Below are 18,931 nucleotides of genomic sequence, written 5' to 3'. Positions count from 1 at the left end.
CAACAATTGCCGCTGGTCACCCACGCGGCGGCACCGCCGCGGTTGCCGAGGGAGGGGAGCGCATGGCTGGGAATCGCCGGCCCACGATCAAAACGGTCGCCGCCCGTGCCGGCGTCGGCCGCACCACGGTCTCCCGCGTGATCAACGGCTCCGATCTGGTCAGCGCCGACGCCCGCTCCAGGGTCCTGGCGGCGATCAAGGAGCTCAACTACGTTCCCAACTCGGTCGCCCGTGGCCTGGTCACCAACCGCACCAACGCCGTGGCCCTGGTGATCCCGGAATCGGAGAGCCGTCTCGGCTCGGAGCCGTTCTTCGCCGCGTTGATCCGGGGCGTCAGCGGCGCCCTCGCCGAAAGCCAGACCCAGCTGCAGCTCATGCTCGTCCGGGACCAGGCCGAGCGGGACCAGCTGACCGAATCGGTGGCGACGCGCCGCGTGGACGGCGTCCTCCTGGTCTCCGTTCACTCCGAGGACCGGCTGCCCGGCATGCTGGAGGAGATGGGCCTGCCCACCGTACTGGCCGGCCGCCGGGACGCGGGCGAACAGCTGAGTTACGTCGACTCCGACAACTCGGGAGGGGCCGCCGAGGCCGTCCGGCACCTGCTGCACAGCGGCAGGACGAGGATCGCCACGATCACCGGTCCCCAGGACATGGACGTCGGCCGCAGCCGGCTCGCCGGCTGGCGCACCGCCCATGACGAGGCGGGTCTGGCGGCGGACGAACTCCTGGTCGAGACGGCGGACTTCACCGAGGAGGGCGGCAGCCGCGCCATGCGTTCGCTTCTTGAACGCGCCCCGGATCTGGACGCCGTGTTCGCCGCCTCGGACCTCATGGCGGTCGGCGCCCTGGCCGAACTGCGCCGCCAGAAGCGGCAGGTGCCCGGCGATGTCGCCGTCGTCGGATTCGAGGATTCCATCCTCGCCCGTCACACCAACCCGCCTCTGACGACGGTACGTCAGCCGGTGGAGGAACTGGGGCGGACGATGGCCCGCATCCTCACCGACATCACCCAGTACGGCGCGCCCCGGCAGCAGATGACGCTGGCGACGGAATTGGTGGTCCGCGAGTCGTCCTGAAGAGCGCTGCAGAAGGCCGTGAACTGGTCATCTCCGTTGTATGGCTGGGGTGTTGAAGGCCGAGCGGGTGTGGGTGGAGACGTTCACGGAACGCGCAGGTCATCGTGGACGCCGAGTTCCGCCTGGTGGTGGCTGCGGCCCGGCCGGTGCCCGGCACGACCGCGGACGCGAAAGCCCGGCGGGACTCCGGCCCGGCCGAGCACTGCGAGGGCGTGACGGTGCTCGGCGACGGCACCCACGTCAACACCGGACCGATCGTCCCGCACCGCAAACGCCCCGGACGACCCCTGCCCAAGGACGAGGAGGAGGACAACGCGCAGCATCGCGAGGTCCGCGCCCGCGTCGAGCACACCTTCTCCCCCATGAAGAACCACGAGATCCTCCGCGACCGCCGGCAACGCGGCGACGGCCTCCACCACGCCGTCCAGGCCGTCGCCCGCATGCACAACCTCGCCCTCGCCGCATGGACCGGCAGACCAGCCACCCGCTCCAGCCCGCGCGCTCACGGCCTTCCGCAACGCCCTTCAGGAGAGCTTGAGAAGCAGTTCGCTGAGTTCGCCCGGCATGGTGATCATGCAGTCGTGGCCGGTCGGCAGCTCCCATACCCGGGCGGCAGTGCCGTTGGGCTGGACCGGGGGGACGGGGCGACGGGTGACGCCCGCCGGCATGGCGCCGACATTGTGAATGTGCGTGCGCGGGATCGCGTTGACGGCCGGGTTGCCCAGGCGCACCGGCTGCCGCAGACAGCGCACCGGCTGGTCCGAGAGCATCCCGCGCAGCCAGGCCACGTCGGCCGGGTCGGTGACGCCGAACAGGCCGAAGGGCGCGGGCTGCTCGGGCATCGGCGGCACGCGCCAGCCGCTCCCGGACTTCTCGGCGAGCTCGATCAGACGCCGTGTCACGGGCTGGACGTCGACTGCGGACTCGCCGTCCTCCGGGACCATCGCGTCGAGGTAGACCAGGTGCGCGATGCGTTCCGGAATCCGGTTGGCCGCGGAGGAGATCACCAGCCCTGCGTAGCTGTGGCCGACGAGTACGACGTCGCTGAGGTTCTCCTCGGTGATCAGCCCGACCACGTCGTCGACGTGTGTATCGAGGCCCACCTCCGGACCGAGCAGGTGTGCCTTGTCGCCGAAGCCAGTCAGGGACGGCGCGAACACCCGGTGCCCGGCAGCCTCCAGCAGCGGTACCACCCGCTCCCAGCACCGTCCGCTGTGCCAAGCACCGTGTACCAGCAGAAACGTGGGCATGAGTGAATCGATCCTCCTTCGCAGGAGCAGAAGAGCACGGTCACGCGCGTGCCGCTGGTTCGCGGCCCTGGCGGTTATCTTTCGCGCCTCAGTACTGTTTGAGTACCAAGAGCATGCTGGTGCACACGACGCGCCGCGGGCAATGAGGCACTTTTCGGTGACCCGGTTCTCTGGAGGTAACCATGGACGCGGCACAGGGCGATCCGCAGTCGGCGGCGCGGTCCAGCGATGCGTGCCGGACCCGGGTGGTGCTCGACATCGTCGGAGACAAGTGGTCGCTGCTGGTCGTGCGCAGTCTCAGGGACGGACCGCGCCGTTTCACCGAGCTCAAGAGGGCCATCGACGGAATCAGCCAGCGCATGCTCACCGTGACGCTGCGCAGCCTGGAGCGCGACGGAATCCTGACCCGCACCGTCCACGACGTGATGCCGCCGCATGTCAGCTACGAGCTCACCGAGATGGGCATCACCCTGCGCGAGGCCACCGCGCCTCTGCTCGAATGGAGCGTCGCGCACCTCGCCCGGATCGACGATGCCCGCGCCGCCTACGACGCCCGCACGGATCCGCCGATGACCTCATAGCGGGACGGCAAACCGAGTGTCACCCGACAATCCCACTTCGAAGACACGGCCCAGGAGACGGCCGGCACCACGTCGAAGGGCCGAGCCGAACCAGCCCGCGGATCGGCGAGACAGACAGCGCGCAAGCTGCAGTAGCGATGGTCGCCGATCGTCTGCCATCACCCTGCGGCCCGGCCTTCATCGGCAACGCGGAGGAGCTGGCCGCCTACGAGAGATCACGGGACAACGGGGGGATACTGAGCCGCCGACTTCGCGCCGGCGGCTCAGTAGGCACCTTTGAAGACGGGCCCTGGAGTGAGACGGTGACCTCTCCGCAGGAAGATCCGTGGAGTGCGCCTGGACCTGTCCCGGGCGATCACCGAGCATCCGGTCGTCGACATCGAGCTGCAGCTCGGGACAGGCGGGGCCAGGATCACGGTGCCTCGCGATGCGGTCGTCGACGTCGGGGGTGTGCGCACCGAGTGGAAGGACCTGCGCCACAGGGCCCGGCGGCGTTCCCGCCCCGGCGGGCCGAAGATCCGGATCTCCGCGATCATGGGATTCGGACGGTTGAGGATTCGCCACGCCCGGCGTTGAGGCCCCGTCCGGCGAGCCGGTCGACGCGGGCGCGGACCCTGCGGCGGACGGCTCGTCCTCGTGCACGGCGAACATCCGCCGCACGCGTCGGCGCACGGTCCGGTCACGGCACGGCGCGTCGCGGAAGGACCCGGCGATGCCGGCGAACGGGTCCGGCGAGGGCTCATGGTCGAGGGCCCGCGCCCTCCGTACGGCCCAGGTCTGGTTCCGCACCTGAGCGATCCCACCGGTGGCGGCCCCTCCGCTGTGTGCGGCGGCTCAGCAGCCGCATCCCCGCCGCCCCGCCCCGGTGACCGCACGCCGGCCGCCCTCCTCCGGCGCCGCAGCGACGCGCCCCGTCGAAGGAGGGGATCACCTCGGCCGGGCGGGCCGGCGAGTACGCCGGCCCGCCCGGGAAATCCGCTACGGCCGCACCGCCACCGCGTCCACCTCGAACAGCATTCCCGGCAGCGCGAGCGAGGCCACGCCGCTCAGTGTCTGGGCCGGGAGCCTGTCACCGAAGCGGGCGTGCAACGCCTTGCCGAGGATCTCCAGCTTGTCGAGGTCGTGGTCGACGATGAAGGTACCGAGGCGGACCACGTGCTCATACCGGAGGCCCACCCCCTCCAGCGCCGACCGCAACCGGTCGAAGGCCAGGTCCACCTGGGTCGCGAAGTCGCCGGGCACCGGGGCGCCGGTGGCGTCGGAGGCGTACTGGCCGCCGATGAAGACGAGTTCGCCGGGTGCCGAGACCGCGTGGCTGTAGCCGAACGGTGTCGGGTCGTGAAGAGCGGCCGGGTTGGTGATGGTGCGCTGATCGTTCGTCATGTCTGTTCGAACACCCCGCGCCGGCTCGTCCATTCCGGGGGCATGGTGCCGGTCCGGTGCTCGGCTCCGGTGCGGCACCGGCCCGTCGGCGTCCGGTCCGGGCCCGGTGATCGGCCGACGGCTGCGGCGGTCGAGCAGGTCGTCGAGGTGTGCGGGTCCGGCGGTGCGCCGCAGCGGAGCTTCACGGGGGTGGTGCCGTCGACCGGGCCGGATCAGTGTTCGGCACGCTCCACGGCGGCCTTGATGCCGCGCAGGGCTTCCTGCAGACCGTGATCGACCTGGTCGCCCTCGACCTTCTGCGTGTGGAGTTCGAGGGCGAGCCGGGCCTTCCCCGGCTCGTCACCGGCTTCGACGTGCAGGCGTCCGCGGTAGTCGTGAGGGCCCGGTGCGCCCCACTCCAGGCTCTTCCCCTCTTCGACGACGTGGATCCAGGCCTCGCTGGTGACGTCCTGTTCGGGAGCGTCCTCGGGATCGATGTGAGCGGTGACGGTGACCCGGTCGCCGTCGTGGGGCCCGGCGGACGTCAGCCGGGGCAGGTAGGCGGGCAGGTTCTGGACGTCGGCGAGGTAGGAGAAGAGACGCTCCGGCGGAACGTCCACGGAGATCGAGTTGTCGTAGTCACCCATGCCTCCGGCTGTTCCCCCGGACGAAGGGCGGCAAAAGGGAATCCGGGGTCCGTCGCGCTGATGGCGGCTCGGGAAGGGTGTCCCCGGCCGGTTCGGACGGGGCAAGGACGACCCGTACGGGTGGTCATGGCCTACGGCCCGACGGGTGACCACGCGACCCGGGCGCCGGCCCGCGGGCCGGCGTGACGAGCGGACCCTCCACGAGTGGGCGGTGGGACGGCGGTCGCGCGAGAGCCCGCGCACGGAACTCTCGTGCTGCCGCCCCCCGAGAGGTAACCTGATCAGCCGTCAGTCACACGGGGGAGGTGTGTCATGGGGGACAACGTCGTACCGATCACACTGCCGGACGGCACCGCCGTACGGGCCAGGGTGTCTCGGCTGGTCGAGCCCGGCGACGACGACTACGGCACCCAGTGGGAGGACGTCGGCCTGTGGGACGAGGTCACCACACGGGTCGAGGGCCTGAGGAGCCTGGTCGACGGAGTCGCCACCTCCGTGCGCGAGGCGGCCTCGGCGGCCCGGCCGGACGAGTGGAGCGTCACCTTCGGCGTAGAGATCTCCGCCAAACCCGGCAGGGCGGTCGCCCTCCTCGCCGACGGAGAGGCCAAGGGCAATCTGTCGATCACGCTCACCTGGCGGGACTCCGGCCGGTGACCGCCGCCGCCGGAAGCGGGGAGGCGGTCGGCAGAGAGCAGTTCGACGAACTCCGGCGCCTGGCGCGGGAGGCGACCGTGGGCGTCCGGGGCCTGCCCGGCGCCGAGGGCGCCCGGCCGCGCGGCTGGGGCAGCGGCTTCCTCGTCGCACCCGGCTGGGTGCTCACCTGCGCCCATGTCCTGGTGCACGCGGACGGCCGGCGCCGGGGCACCGGGCCCGGGGAGGAACTGGGGATCGTCCACGGCGACCGGATCTACCGCGGCCGGCTCGCCTACCACCTGGCCGGGCCCACGGCCGCGGCACAGGCCCGCTGGACGGACGGCACGGAGGAACCCTCCGTGCCGTCCGCGCTGGCCATCCGGCCCGACCTCGCGCTGGTGGGACTGCTGGAGGAGATCCCGGCGCAGCCGTGCGTGTGGCTGACCGACCGCTCCGGCGTACCGGTCGGCGCGGCCCATCTCTTCGGCCGCCAGGACGGCGCACTCCCCGCAGCGGAGCACTGGAACGCCAGCTGCCGGCTCGTCGGGCAGGAACGCGAGCAACTGCTGCTGGACGCGGACGCCCGGGTGCCCCGGGGCATCTCCGGCGGCCCGTTGGTCGATCTGGAGCTGGGCGAGGTGTCCGGGGTGGTCAAGGCCCGCAGCGACACCGGCACCACCGTGCTCGCCGTACCGGTCTCCGCGCTGCGCGCCCTCACCCCCGCCCATCACCTCCCCGGCACACCGGACCTGGGTCCGCACCCCTACGACGCGCTCATGAGGCTGCACGACCGCTGGCACGCCGACCGGCAGCGGGCCGGCCAGGGCACCACGCGCACCTGGTCCGACGTACAGCTGAAACTTCCGGCCGCCGAGGGCCGCAAGCGCACCGTGCTCGACCGGCTGCGGGTCCTGGACCTGCTGGCGGCGCTGCCGTCCCCCCGGCCGGCCGTCGTCGGCCGGATCACGGCGGAGACCCTCGGCACGCCCGGCAGGACGTTCAGCCCGCGGCTGCTGACCTGGCGGGACGGCCAGGGCATGCTCTACGCACCGGACGCGGCACGGGAACTGAGGGCCTTCCTGCACTTCGCACTGCTGATCGCCGCCGAGTTGGACCGGACCCTGCGGGACACCGGCGACGCCGAGGGCACCCGGCACGTGGAGGCGCTGCGCGACTGGGCGCTGTGGCGGTCGGGGGAACTGGGGCCGGAGGACCGGAAGGCGCTCGGCACCGCCGCCCGGGCGCTGCCCTCGGCGGTCCTGGTCGAATTCCTGCCCGTGCCGTACGACGACGGCACCCCGGTGTTCGACTGGACCATCAGCCTGGGCTACGGCGGCGGCACCTGGACGCCGGCCGTGGCCGGGGACGACCCCTGGGGGCTGTCCTTCGAACGGGCCGTGTGGAAGGTCGAACGGCACCTCCTGGACGCGCTGGAGGACGCCGACGGCCCCGGCGGCACCTCCACCCGGCTCGAGGTGGCCCTGCCCCCGGAGCGCCTGGGCACCGCGGTGCACGACTGGCTCGCCGCCCGGGGCACACCGGTCGGCCTCGGCCGGGCGGTGGTGGTGCGGGACGCCGCACGCCGGGACAGCGGCGCGGACCCCTGGGCGGCCGGCCGTGACGCGGACGCCCGCCACCGCTGGCACGACCGCTGGCACCGGGTCACGCGCGCCCGCAGGCTGCACACCGTACGCCTGTCCGGTGAGGGGTCGGTGCTCGGTCTGGACGCGTTGCGCGAGCAGCCGGCCGGCGCGGTCCCGGTGCTGTGCCTGGCGATCGACTCCGGCCCCGGCTCCGAAGCCGCCTCGACCGTGCTGGAGAGCGGCTACGCGGTCGCCGTCTGGTCGGTGGACGGACACCCGCCGGGACCGTGCGGAAAAGAGTGCGACACCTTCCACACCCGGGTGTCCGATCTGCTCGGCCGCCGCGCGGGACAGCCGCCGGAAGCCGTGACCATACGTGAACTTCCGCAAAAGATAATGGAGTTGAGACGCGAAGCGCGAGGCGGGAACGCCGGGGCGGCCTGGGCCGGGCAGGTGGTGCTGCTCTATGACGATCCCGGCAATCCGCTGCCGCCGTCCGCTCCGCCGCGAGTAGAATTCCCACCTTCATGAGGCCGGTGGCGGCCGGATGGGGGAGTCGTCAGCACGGCCGTGAATGGGTAACGTCTTGGTGTCGCGTCCTGCCGGGGGCTGCTGGGAGCGGGGCGGGACCGCCCCGCCGTTCCGACCCGCGACGACAACCCGCCGGACTACCGGAAACGAGGAGAGCGACGTGAGCGAGTGGCTGATCTACCGTGGGGCCGGTGTCCCGCACGACGGGATCGCTGAACTTCCTCCGCCGCCGCCCTGGCGGGACTTCGACGGGGCCCCGCTCGTGCCGCCCGCCCCGGCCCTGGAGGCCGCCTCCACGCGCCGGCTCGGCGTACGCGGCCGCCAGGGAGCCCTGCACCGCCCCAGCACCCGGGAACAGGAACTGGTCAACGCGGCCCTCTACCTGCGCCGCCCGCTGCTGGTGACCGGCGAACCCGGCAGCGGCAAGAGCACGCTCGCCCACTCGGTCGCCCACGAACTCGGGCTCGGCCGGGTCCTCACCTGGCCCATCGTCAGCCGCACCACCCTGCGCGACGGCCTCTACCAGTACGACGCGCTGGGCCGGCTGCAGGACCTGCAGATCGAACGCGGTCTCACCGCCCCGCCGGAGCACACCGAGACGGACCCGCCGCGTGCGCAGGACATCGGCACGTACATCCGTCTGGGGCCGCTGGGCACCGCCCTGTTGCCCTCCGCACGGCCGCGCGTGCTGCTGATCGACGAGCTGGACAAGAGCGACATCGACCTGCCGAACGACCTGCTGAACGTGCTGGAGGACGGCGAGTACGTCATCCCGGAGCTGGAGCGGATCGCGGAACGCGCGCCCGAGGTGGACGTGCGGTGCGACGACGGCACGAAGGTGACGGTACGCGGCGGCAGGGTGCGCTGCCGGGCGTTCCCCTTCGTCGTCCTCACCAGCAACGGGGAGCGCGACTTCCCCGCGCCCCTGCTGCGCCGGTGCATCCACTTCCGGCTCGACCGCCCCGACAAGGAGCAACTGGCCGGCATGGTGCGGGCGCACTTCGGAGAGGACGCCCCCGGCCGCTACGAGTCGCTGATCGACGCGTTCGTGTCCCGTTCCTCCGGGGACGTACGGGCGGTCGACCAGCTGCTGAACGCCATCCACCTGATCGACGAGGCGGGCTGGACGGACGAGGAGGAGACGCGCGAGCGGCTCACGGCGGAACTGCTGCGCCCCCTCGACCGGACCCGGTAACGCCCGTGCCCGGCAGCACCGCAGGAGACGACCACCGGCCGCTGTCCGACCTGGTGGCCCGCTTACGGTCGGCCGGCGTGTCCCTGGACGCCCGGGGCCTGGCCGACGCCCTGTGGCTGGCCGGCCGCATCCCCCGCGGCCCGGCCCGCCGCCCGGCGGGGCCGGTGACACCCCCGGGACCGGCACACCACCGGCTGCACCGCCCTCCGGGGGAGCCGGGTCCGCCGTGCCGCCCGTCCGCGATCCGGTGACGGAGGCCGGGCCCGGGCGCGCCGCGGTCGATCTGCTGCCCGTACGGGAGGGCGTCGCGGCACGCACCGCGCCGCGCCAGGACATCGCCGTCCCCTCCGCGTCGGCCTTCCCCGCGCTGCTGCCCCTGCAGCGTGCGCTGCGTCCCTTCCGGCGCTACCGGCTGTCGGCCGTGCCCGGCCCCGGCGAGGTCGACGAGACGGCGACCGCCGACCGCGCGGCGGACTGCGGTCTGGTGTGGCCGGTGCTGCGCCCGGTCCACGGCCGGGAGGCGGACCTGCAGCTCCTCGTGGACTCCTCGCCTTCCATGACCGTGTGGGAGCAGATGGTGCACGAGCTGCGGGAGGTGTGCGAATGGGTCGGCGCCTTCCGCAGTGTGACGGTACGCCACCTGCGCCCGGACGGCACGGGTGTGGCCGCGAGCGCCCTGCCGCACCTCAACGCGCCCCGGGTGCCCGCCGAGCAGCTGCTGGAACCCGGCGGCCGGCGTGTGACCCTGGTCGTCAGCGACTGCGCGGGCCCGCTGTGGCAGGGCTCCGCCATGCGGGAGCTGCTGCACCGAGGAGTGCGCGGCGGTCCGCTCGCCGTCCTGCAGCCGCTGTCGCAGCGGCTGTGGGCGCGCACCCGGCTGCCGGCCGAGCCCGGCACCCTGCGCCGCCGCCCCGGCGGGTACGGCCCGCTGGAGTTCACCCCCCTGCGCCGCACGGCCCGGGACGCCGGCGCTCCGGCCGCGCTGCCCGTGCCGGTGCTGGCCGCCAGTCCCGGGGCCCTGTCGACGTGGGCGCGGCTGGTCACCGGGAACACCGGGGTACGGCTGCGCGGGGCCGCCGCCTGGGTCGGCGGGCCCGGCACCACGGGTCCGGGCGCCGGGCCGGCCCGCCCGGGCGGCTCCCCGGCGCGGGACGCCGCCCAGCTCCTCGCCGCCTTCGAGGCGTCCGCCTCGCCGCTCGGCCGCCAGCTCGCCGTGTACCTGTCCGCCGCCCCGCTCTCCCTTCCCGTCATGCAGCTCGTCCAGCGCGCCATGCTCCCGCAGACCGGCCCCGCCGAGCTGTCCGAGGTGCTGCTCAGCGGCCTCGTCGTCCAGGCCCCCGGCCCGGAGGGCACCGAGGCTCCGGGGGCGTACCGCGGCGAGCCGTGGTACGAGTTCCTGCCCGGCGTCCGCGACCTGCTCATCGACCGGCTCAGCGCCGGTGAGGCCGCCCTCGTCCTCAAGCACTGCTCGCTGTACGTCGAGAGGGCCTTCGGCCGCAGCGCCCGCAACTTCCCGGCCGTCGCGGTCGCCTACCTCATGGACGTCGGCACCGACCCGGAGATCGGCCCGGACGCCGTACCCGAGCCCTTCGCCCGGGTGTCGGAGCGGGTGCTGCGCCGCTTCGAGCCCGAACCCGCGCTGCTGCGCCACACGTCCGCCGCGCCCGGTGCCGGAGAACTGGGCCGCACCCTGCTCGACCGCTACGAGCGCGAACGCTCCCCACGCGATCTGCTGGCCGCCGCACGTCTGCTGCGGGCGGCGGCCGACACCGGCCCCTCCGGGGAGCTCCTCGCCCGGCTCGCCGATGCGCTGCGGCAGACCTGGCAGGAGTGGGGTGGTGAGGACGTCCTGGACGAGGCCGAACGGGCGGCACGCGGCGCGCTCGCCGCGGACCGCACCCTGAGCACCGGACTCGCGCTCGCCCGGGTCCTGGACGCCCGCGCCCGGGCCGCGCTCGCCGCGGGACGCGCCGCGCAGGCCGTCGCGGGCCTGCGGGAGACCGCCGGGCACTGCCGCACCGCCCTGGAGGAGGCGGAGGGAAACGGCGACGAGGCCCGCCTGGCGTGCGTCCTGCTGCTCGCCGAGGCGCTGCGCACGCTGTCCGCCACCGCTCCCGGGGGCCCTCGTCCGGCACTGCTGGAGGAGGCCCAGGAGGCGCTGACCGCGCAGGCCCGGCGGTGGCCCGCCGGCCGGGTTCCGCCGCCCCTGCTGCTCAGCCGCGGCCATGTGCTGCTCGACCTGGCCCGGCTGAGCGGCGAGCGCGGCTTCGCGCTGCGAGCCGCGGCCGACCTGGCCAGTGCCGTCGAAGGGCTGCGCGAGGACCCGGACGCGCGCCACGACAGCCTGCCGACCGCGCTGACCGGTCTCGCGGAGGCGCTGTCCGCACCGCCCGACGGGCAGGGCGGCGACGAGGCGCACGAGCTGCTGACCGAGGCCGCCGCGCTCGCCCGGGAGGCCGCCGACCCGCTCGCCGAGGCGGCCTGTCTGACCCTGGCCGCCCGCAACCGCCGCGACCACCACGACCGGACCGGGGACCTCGACGCCCTCCGGGCGGCCGACGAGGCCTTCACCCGGGCCCGCCGGCTGGTCCCGCCCGACACCCACCGGCACGTGGACCTGCTCACCGAGTCCGGTGAACTCGCCCTGCGGCGGGCGGAGTCGGAGCCGGAGTCGACCCAGCTCGCGGCCCGTGCCGTGCAGTTGCTGCGGGAGGCCAACGGCCGGACCGGTTCCGACGATCCCCGTGCCGGCCACCGCCGCCTGCTGTTCGGCCGCGCCCTGCGCCTGCGGCACGAGCAGCAGGGCGGGGTCGCCGACCTGCACGAAGCCGCCTGGACCCTCACCCTCGCCACGCGCGACGACGGCGGGACCGGCGCGCAGGCCTGGCTCGAACTGGGTGACGTCCAGGCCCTGCTCGCGCGGCGCACCGGTGTCTTCCACCACTACGCCCAGGCCTCCACCGCCTATCTGCGGGCCGCCACCGGCACCGGGGACGCCCTGACCGCGGCCCGGGCCCGGCACCGCCGCGGCGAGGTCCTGGAGCACACGGCGGGACCCGCCCGCGCGCTGGAGTCGTACCGCCTGGCCCGCGCGCTGTGGGAGGAGCTGGACGCGACGGACACCGAGGAGGCCCGGCGCACCATGGACCGGATCGCGCGGCTGGAGGCACGGCCGTGACCGTGGGCACGTTTCCGGCGCGGCCGGTACGGGCAGCCCCGTGCAGAACGACATCCCTTGAGGAGTGCAGAGTGCAGAGTCCTCCGCCGGGGCCGGAGACACGACCGCAGGACCGACCGCTCCCCGACCTGTCCGGGTACGACGCCGGGCTGCTGCGGACCACGGCCGGGCATCCGGTGCTGCGCGCCGTCGTGGCCGAGCTGCTCGGCCACTGGCCGGCGCCGGAGGAGGCGGCCGCCTACCACGACGACAACCCGCAGCCCAGACCGGCCGCACGCCAGGAGCGGTTTTGAGCCGGATTTGACCTGGTGGCGGGTGACGCACCACCCGATGCTGGAACGGCACGTCCGCCGCGAGACCACCGCCCCGGCGACCGTCCGGCGGGCGTCGCGGTCGGTCCGGACCGCATGAAGGGTGGCAGCGTGACCCGTGACCGCAGCACTTTCCCGTCCCCCGTCCCGCGGGCCGGGGCGGAGGTGAGCCAGCCCGCCCCCTGGCCCCTGGACCTGCTGGACGTCCCCGCGCTGCGGCGGTCCGGCACCCGCCCCGCCCCGTTGCGCCAGTTCGTGCTGAAGACGCACAGCCGCTGCAATCTGGCCTGCACCTACTGCTACATCTACGCGGGTCCCGACAGCACCTGGCGCGACCGGCCCGTGCACATGGCGGACGCCACCCTGCTCCGGACCGCCGAGCGCATCGCCGAACACGTCCGGCGGCACGGGCTGCGGGAGGTGCGGGTGGACTTCTTCGGCGGGGAGCCCCTGCTCACCGGACCGGACCCGCTGCTGCGCGCCGCCGAGGCGCTGCGCGGAACGCTCCCGGCCGGGACCGGACTGGACCTCGCCGTGCAGACCAACGGGGTGCTGCTGACCCGGCCGGTGCTGGACCGGCTCGCCCGGGCCGGGATCCGGGTGGGCCTGAGCGCGGACGGCGGCAACGCCGCCCTGAACCGCCGCAGGGTCGACCACGCCGGGCGCCCGTCCTGGCCGGCCCTGGCCCGCGCGGCGAGACTGCTCGGGGAACGCCCGGACAGCTACTCCGGTGTGCTGTGCACCATCGACCCGTGCAGCGACCCGGTGGAGGTCTTCACCTCGCTGCTCGACCTGCACCCGCCCTTCCTGGACCTGCTGCTGCCGCACGCCAACTGGTCCAGTCCGCCCCCGGCGGGTCCGGCCGGGCCCGCGCCCTACGGCCGGTGGCTGCGCGCTGCCTTCGACCACTGGTGGGACGCCGATCCGCCGGGCCCGCCGGTGCGGATCTTCCAGGAGATCATCGGGCTGCTGCTGGGCCGGCCGAGCGGCAGCGAGACGGTGGGGCTCTCCCCGATGGTGGCGATCATCGTGGACACCGACGGCGCCATCGAACAGGTGGACTCGGTGAAATCGGCCTACCACGGGGCGAGCGCGACGGGGCTGAACGTGTTCACCGACAGTTTCGACGCCGCTCTGGACCACCCCGGCGTGGTGGCCCGCCAGATGGGACCGGCCGCGCTCGCACCGCAGTGCCGCGCCTGCCCGCTGACGGCCGTGTGCGGGGGCGGCAACTACGCGCACCGTTACCTGGCGGGCAGCGGATTCAGGCACCCGTCGGTCTACTGCGCCGACCTCGAGCTGCTGATCCGGCACATCGCCGACCGGCTGCTCGCCGCCCTGCCCGCCGGGGCATCCGGCGCGCCGCCGCCGGGCAACATGCCGTGAGCTGCCTATTTTTGATGCCGCGACAGATGCTCTAAGGTGCCGAATGTCACATTTCCGCGGGGTCGTCCGAGGGAGACGGTTGTATGGCTGAGCAAGCCTGGCCCAGTGCCCCGGGCGAGCACTTCACCATCAGCTACGCCGGATTCAACCGCCCCTGGGCCGCCTGGATCTCCCACCAGCTGGAGCAGCTGGGGTACCGGACCACCACGCTGCGCTGGGACCCGGGCCCGGCGGGCCCGCTGACCGACGCGCTGCTCGATCTGCTGCGGGCACCCGGACGGGTGCTCCTGCTGCTGGACAACTGGTACTTCCGGCTCGGCCCGCGCACCAGGGCGGAGTGGACCGCCGCTCTGCGCGAGGTGGTGCCCTCGAACGTGGACCGGCTCGCCGCGGTGAGCGTGGCGACCGACCCCCTCCCCCCGACGGTCGCCGCGCTGCGCCCCGTCGACCTGCGGGACCTGGCCGCCACGGAGGCCCGTCGGCGGATCCTGCGCCTGCTCGGCATCGACCCCGCGCTGCAGGGCCCGGCGGGCACGGACGAGACCGGACCGCGCTTCCCGCACGACCCGCCGGCGATCCGCAAGGTGCCCCGCCGCAACGACAGCTTCACCGGCCGCGACCCGGTCCTGGAGGAGCTGCACGAGGCGCTGAGCAGCGCCGGCGACGAGGGCGCCCGCTGTTCGCTGTACGGCATCTCCGGGGTGGGCAAGAGCCAGATCGCCCAGGAGTACGCCCACCGCTTCGGCAACGCCTACGACGTCGTCTACTGGATCAACGCCAACTACCGGGGCACGGCCCGTGAGCAGCTCGCCGCGCTGGCCGCGCGGCTGGAGCTGTCCGTGGGCCAGGAGATCGGCGACCGCATCCGGGCCGTGCACGAGGCGCTGCGCACCGGGCGGCCCCACGGTCGCTGGCTGCTGGTCTTCGACGGCGCCGATTACATGGACCAGGTCGACGACCTCGTCCCCGAGGGCCGCGGGCACGTCCTGCTGACCAGCCTCACCCGCGACTGGTCGGCCGCCCGGCGCGCCCGGGAGATCCGGGTGCAGCCGTTCCTGCGCGAGGAGAGCATCGCCTACGCGCTGCGCCGGGCCCCGCGGCTGACCCGCCAGGAGGCGCACGACCTGGCGGACGCGGTCGAGGACCTGCCGCTCATCCTCGCCCAGACCACCGCCTGGCTGGACACCAACCCCATGCCCGCGCGGGACTACATCGCGCTGATCCGGCGCGGCGAGCCCAGCAAGGTCGGCATCGGGCTGAGCGAGCAGTACTCGATGAGCTTCCAGACCAGTTGGTCGATAACGCTGAACACGCTGCGGGAGCGGGCCGAGAGCGCCGCCGAGCTGCTCAAGCTGCTGGTGTTCTTCTCCCCGGAGAACATTCCCGTACGGCTGATCCAGTCCGCGCGGGCCCGGGACCTGCCGCCGCACCTGGCCGCCCTCGCCGCGGATCCCATCGGCTGGCACACGGCCCTGCGCCGGCTCTCCGAGGCGACGGCGGTCCGGCTGGACTACGAGACCTCGCCGGGTCAGGAGACGGTCGTCGACAGCGTCCAGATGCACAAGCTGTACCACGGCTTCCTGCGCAACGACCTCAGCGAGGCGGAACGCGACGTGCTCTCGGCGACGGCCTGCCGCATCCTCGTCGACGCCGATCCCCGTCAGCCCAACGAGCCCAACCACTGGCACCGCTACGCCAACCTCTTCCCGCACCTGAAGCACTCGGGGGCGCTGGACAGCTCGGACGGGGACGTCCAGGAACTGGTGCTGAACTGCATCAACTACGCCCGGGCGCGGGGCGAGTACCGGACCGGTCTGTCCCTGTGCGAGCAGGCTCTGGCCCACTGGCGCTCCTTCATGTCCCCCACCTCCCGGGTCATGCGGCTCGCGATGCTCCAGCACTCGAACCTGCTGCGCCGGTCCGGCCGCTACCAGGAGGCCGAGGCGGTGGGCCGGGAAGGCGTCCGCGCGTTCGACGGCCGTCCGCCGGACGATCCGGACCTGCTCAGCGCCCGCAACGCCCTGGGCGGCGCGCTCATGGCGCTGGCCAGGCTGGACGAGGCGTACGAGCTGTACGAGGACATGTACCGGCAGTACCTGGGCACGGTGGGCCCGGAGAACCCGCGCACCCTCCAGGCGCGCGAGAACCTCGGCAGCACGCTGGGGCTGCTCGGCCGGTACGACGAGGCCCGGCAGGTGTTCGAGGAGAACGCCGCCATCCGCACCCGCCTGTTCCGGACCGAGAACCTGGACACGCTGCGGTCGAACCTCAACGTCGCCAGGATGCTCCGCCTGCTCGGCCAGTACGTGGAGGCCACCTCACGGCAGGAGCTCAACCTCCGGCTGCACCGCGACCGGCTCGGCTCCAACAATCCCGAGACGATGCGCGCCGAGCACAACCTCGCCCTGTGCCGCAGGCGGCAGGGCGATCTGGCGGGGGCCGAGAGCCTGATGCGGGACGTGGTGACCCGCAGCATCCGCGTGCAGGGTCCCCGGCACCCCGACACCCTCATGGTGCAGGCCGACTTCGCGACCTTCGTCCGGGAGCACGGAGACCTCGTCGAGGCCCGGGCGCTGGCGGACAAGGTCGCGCAGCACTACCGGGCGCTGGTCGGCGAGGACCACCCCTACGCCATCGGCACCTACGGCAACATCGGCCTGGTGCTGTGGGAGTACGGGGAGCGCGAGGAGGCGGTGACGCTCGCCGAGCGGGCGTACGCCGGTATGCGCGCGGCCGTCGGCGAGGACCACCCGTGGACGCTGGGCACGGCCCTCAACGCGGCCGGCGCCCGGCACCTGGTCGGCGACGACGAAGGGGCCGTGGACCTCAGCCGCGGCACGCTGGAGCGGGCCGTCCACGTCCTGGGCGCCCTGCATCCGCTCACCCTGTCCTGCCGCGCGGCCCTGGCCGACGACCTGCGGGCGCTGCGCCGTGCGGAGGAGGCCGCCAAGCACGAGAAGGAAGCCCTGCAGGGGCTCACCGACTCCTTCGGAGCCCAGCATCCGCACACCCTTTCCGTCCGCCGCCGCGAGCGTCCCTACTGGGACTTCGAACCCCAGCCCATCTGAAAGGCCCTGACCCACCCCATGCACGACCGCCCCACCGTCGTCCCGTCGCCGGCCGACCTGCCCGACCTGTCCCACCTCGACGCACGCGCCCTGGCCACGCCCGGCGGGCACCCGGTGCTCGGCCCGGTCGTGGCCGCCCTCCTCACCCGGTGCGGAACCGAGAAGACGCCCGTCGCCTTCTACGAGGACGGCATCCTCTGAGCCGTACCGTCCCGCACTCCACGGCCGTGCCCGCCCCTCCCCCGCCGCCCCCGGAGCCGTCCCGGCACCCGTCGTGGCCGCACCGCGCCCTGGACGTGGCCGGCCTGCGCCGCAGCGGGGTGCGGCCGCTGCCGTTCCGGCAGTTCGTGCTGAAGGTGCACAGCCGCTGCAACCTCGCCTGCACCTACTGCTACGTCTACCGGGGCGCGGACCACAGCTGGCGGGACCGCCCGCCGCGGGTCCCGGACCGAGTGGTGCGCCGTGCCGCCCGGCGGATCGCCGACCACGCGGCCGCGCACGGCCTCGATGCCGTGCACCTCAATTTCCACGGCGGCGAGCCGCTGCTCGCCGGGGCGGCCTTCCTCGCCGAGTGCGCCGCGACCGTGCGCGCGGCGGTGCGCGCGCGGGCCCCCGGCTGCGCGGTGCACGCGAGCCTGCAGACCAACGCGACCCTGCTGACGGACCGGGCGCTCGCCGTGCTCGCCGCCGCGGACATCCGGATCGGGGTCAGCCTGGACGGTGGCAGCGCCGCCCTGAACGGGCGCCGGATCACCCACGCCGGACGGCCCGCGTGGCCGGCGGCGGCCCGCGGGCTGCGCCGGCTGAGCGCCCGCCCGGATTCCTGGGCAGGAATCCTGTGCACGATCGATCTGGAGTCCGACCCGGTGGAGGTGTACGAATCCCTGGCCGCGCTGCGGCCTCCCGCCCTGGACCTGCTGCTGCCGCACGCCACCTGGTCCTCCCCGCCGCCCGGCACGAGCCCGGCGAGGGAGGCGACACCGTACGCCGACTGGCTGATCACCGCGTTCGACCACTGGCTGGCCCGTCGCCCGGCCGGGCCGCCGGTGCGGATCTTCCGGGAGATCATCGGCCTGCTCCTCGGGCTGCCGGGCCAGGCCGAGGCGGTCGGCACCTCTCCCCTGGTCGCCGTCGTCATCGACACCGACGGCTCCATCGAGCAGGTGGACTCGCTGAAAACGGCTTACGCCGGGGCACCGGCCACCGGTCTGGACGTCTTCCGCCACTCCTTCGACGAGGCACTGGACCACCCCGGGATCGCAGCCCGCCAGCTCGGCCCGGACGCGCTCCCGGACGCCTGCCGGAACTGCCCGGTGGGCGAGGTCTGCGGCGGTGGGAACTACGCGCACCGCTACCGTCCGGACACCGGTTTCCGCAACCGCTCGGTGTACTGCGCCGACCTGTACCGGCTCATCCGGCACGTGGCTGTGCGGCTCGGGGAGACGGCCTGCGGGCCGGGCGCCCGGACCGGTCCGGACCGGCTCTGAACGGCGTGGACAGGCGGCGGGGCGAGCCCTCGGTCGTCCCCGCCGGTTCCGGTCGGCGCCGACGGCCCGCGGGCCCCGTCAGGACGGAAGGGCGCCGAGCTGACGTAGCTGTGTGAGGACGTCGACGACCCCCCGGACTTCGGCGATCCGCCCGTCGGCGAAGCGGAAGATGAAGATCTCGTCGTAGGTGACGGTCTTCCCGGTGGGCGGCAGGCCCCGGTACTCCCCCAGGTGGGTCCCGGTCACCGTGTTCCTGACGACGACCTTGTCGCCCTCCGTGACCGTCTCCTGAACGGCGACGTGGATGTCGGGGAACGCGCGCAGGAGCACCTCCCACACCCGCTTCAGGGCCTTCGCGCCCGTCTCGCCCACCGGCACCGGCGCGTGGAAGAGCAGGTCCGGTGCGACACACTCGTCGATGGCCTTCGAGACGGCTTCCGGATCGCCGCTGTTCACGGCGGAGTGAAGACGTTCGAGCGTCGCTGTGTGGTTCGTTGCCCCGGTCGTCGGCATGCGGTCTCTCCTCTGCTCCGTGCCGGACGGTGTCTCGGCGGTACGACGGCGCGGCCACCGCAAATGTGACACGGGGCGCGGTCGGGTGACCGGCACGGCGGGCCGCGGGGGCGACGGCGACGTGCGTCGT

15 protein-coding genes and 2 pseudogenes are annotated in these 18,931 nt (G+C 73.7%); 13 read left to right on the top strand and 4 right to left on the bottom strand.

Features of this window, described 5'->3' with window-relative positions:
* Positions 1-62: 62 nt before the first annotated feature.
* Together GL259_RS36330 and GL259_RS36325 are read left to right on the top strand one after the other, a co-directional pair.
* Positions 63-1,076, top strand: coding sequence for a LacI family DNA-binding transcriptional regulator (locus GL259_RS36330; protein ID WP_159537919.1), 1,014 nt, complete (start codon positions 63-65; stop codon positions 1,074-1,076).
* A gap of 74 nt (positions 1,077-1,150) precedes the next feature.
* Positions 1,151-1,537 (top strand): annotated as a pseudogene (locus GL259_RS36325) (transposase family protein); the annotation flags it as partial.
* Positions 1,538-1,600: 63 nt separating this feature from the next.
* On the opposite strand, the gene GL259_RS36320 reads toward GL259_RS36325, so the two are convergent.
* Positions 1,601-2,326, bottom strand: coding sequence for an alpha/beta fold hydrolase (locus tag GL259_RS36320; RefSeq protein WP_159537917.1), 726 nt, complete (start codon positions 2,324-2,326; stop codon positions 1,601-1,603).
* Between the two features lie 182 nt (positions 2,327-2,508).
* Here GL259_RS36320 and GL259_RS36315 point away from each other — a divergent pair, with 182 nt between their 5' ends.
* A complete protein-coding gene (locus GL259_RS36315) occupies positions 2,509-2,907 on the top strand; it encodes a helix-turn-helix domain-containing protein (protein ID WP_159537915.1) in 399 nt (132 codons plus the stop codon).
* A 330-nt stretch (positions 2,908-3,237) separates the two neighbouring features.
* A pseudogene (locus GL259_RS36310) lies at positions 3,238-3,483 on the top strand (hypothetical protein); the annotation flags it as partial.
* 402 nt (positions 3,484-3,885) lie between these two features.
* Here GL259_RS36310 and GL259_RS36305 read toward each other — a convergent pair.
* Positions 3,886-4,290: a Rid family hydrolase gene (locus GL259_RS36305; RefSeq protein ID WP_159537913.1), complete on the bottom strand. Its 405-nt coding sequence runs from the start codon at positions 4,288-4,290 to the stop codon at positions 3,886-3,888.
* A 212-nt stretch (positions 4,291-4,502) separates the two neighbouring features.
* Complete coding sequence (locus GL259_RS36300) at positions 4,503-4,916, bottom strand: SRPBCC family protein (protein WP_159537911.1); 414 nt, start codon at positions 4,914-4,916, stop codon at positions 4,503-4,505.
* Between the two features lie 312 nt (positions 4,917-5,228).
* Between GL259_RS36300 and GL259_RS36295 the strand changes: the two genes are divergently transcribed.
* The 9 genes from GL259_RS36295 (at position 5,229) to GL259_RS36255 (ending at position 18,288) form a co-directional block, all read left to right on the top strand.
* Positions 5,229-5,570: a CU044_2847 family protein gene (locus GL259_RS36295; RefSeq protein WP_159537909.1), complete on the top strand. Its 342-nt coding sequence runs from the start codon at positions 5,229-5,231 to the stop codon at positions 5,568-5,570.
* Entirely contained in the window at positions 5,567-7,663 is a 2,097-nt protein-coding gene (locus tag GL259_RS36290; RefSeq protein WP_159537907.1) for a trypsin-like peptidase domain-containing protein, read from the top strand. The genes GL259_RS36295 and GL259_RS36290 overlap by 4 nt, the downstream gene beginning before the upstream one ends.
* A 160-nt stretch (positions 7,664-7,823) precedes the next feature.
* Positions 7,824-8,858, top strand: a complete 1,035-nt coding sequence (locus tag GL259_RS36285) for a MoxR family ATPase (RefSeq protein WP_159537905.1) — start codon at positions 7,824-7,826, stop codon at positions 8,856-8,858.
* Between the two features lie 112 nt (positions 8,859-8,970).
* Positions 8,971-12,036, top strand: a complete 3,066-nt coding sequence (locus tag GL259_RS36280; protein ID WP_279578644.1) for an SAV_2336 N-terminal domain-related protein — start codon at positions 8,971-8,973, stop codon at positions 12,034-12,036.
* A 71-nt stretch (positions 12,037-12,107) separates the two neighbouring features.
* Positions 12,108-12,329, top strand: coding sequence for a hypothetical protein (locus tag GL259_RS36275; RefSeq protein WP_159537903.1), 222 nt, complete (start codon positions 12,108-12,110; stop codon positions 12,327-12,329).
* 129 nt (positions 12,330-12,458) lie between these two features.
* On the top strand, positions 12,459-13,733 hold the full coding sequence (locus GL259_RS36270) for an FxsB family cyclophane-forming radical SAM/SPASM peptide maturase (RefSeq protein WP_243762498.1): 1,275 nt from the start codon (positions 12,459-12,461) through the stop codon (positions 13,731-13,733).
* 83 nt (positions 13,734-13,816) lie between these two features.
* Positions 13,817-16,801 (top strand): FxSxx-COOH system tetratricopeptide repeat protein, encoded by a 2,985-nt coding sequence (gene fxsT, locus GL259_RS36265; protein WP_159537899.1) that lies wholly within the window; start codon positions 13,817-13,819, stop codon positions 16,799-16,801.
* Between the two features lie 18 nt (positions 16,802-16,819).
* Complete coding sequence (locus GL259_RS36260) at positions 16,820-17,002, top strand: YxD-tail cyclophane-containing RiPP peptide (RefSeq protein ID WP_159537897.1); 183 nt, start codon at positions 16,820-16,822, stop codon at positions 17,000-17,002.
* Positions 17,003-17,028: 26 nt separating this feature from the next.
* Positions 17,029-18,288, top strand: coding sequence for an FxsB family cyclophane-forming radical SAM/SPASM peptide maturase (locus GL259_RS36255; RefSeq protein ID WP_243762497.1), 1,260 nt, complete (start codon positions 17,029-17,031; stop codon positions 18,286-18,288).
* 78 nt (positions 18,289-18,366) lie between these two features.
* Here GL259_RS36255 and GL259_RS36250 read toward each other — a convergent pair whose 3' ends face one another.
* On the bottom strand, positions 18,367-18,801 hold the full coding sequence (locus GL259_RS36250; protein ID WP_159537895.1) for an ester cyclase: 435 nt from the start codon (positions 18,799-18,801) through the stop codon (positions 18,367-18,369).
* Between the last annotated feature and the right edge of the window lie 130 nt (positions 18,802-18,931).

This window comes from Streptomyces sp. Tu 3180 (genome assembly GCF_009852415.1).
Classification (GTDB): Bacteria; Actinomycetota; Actinomycetes; order Streptomycetales; family Streptomycetaceae; genus Streptomyces.
The sequence above is the reverse complement of the archived record's forward strand: the minus strand, read 5'-3'. Positions and strand labels throughout refer to the sequence as shown.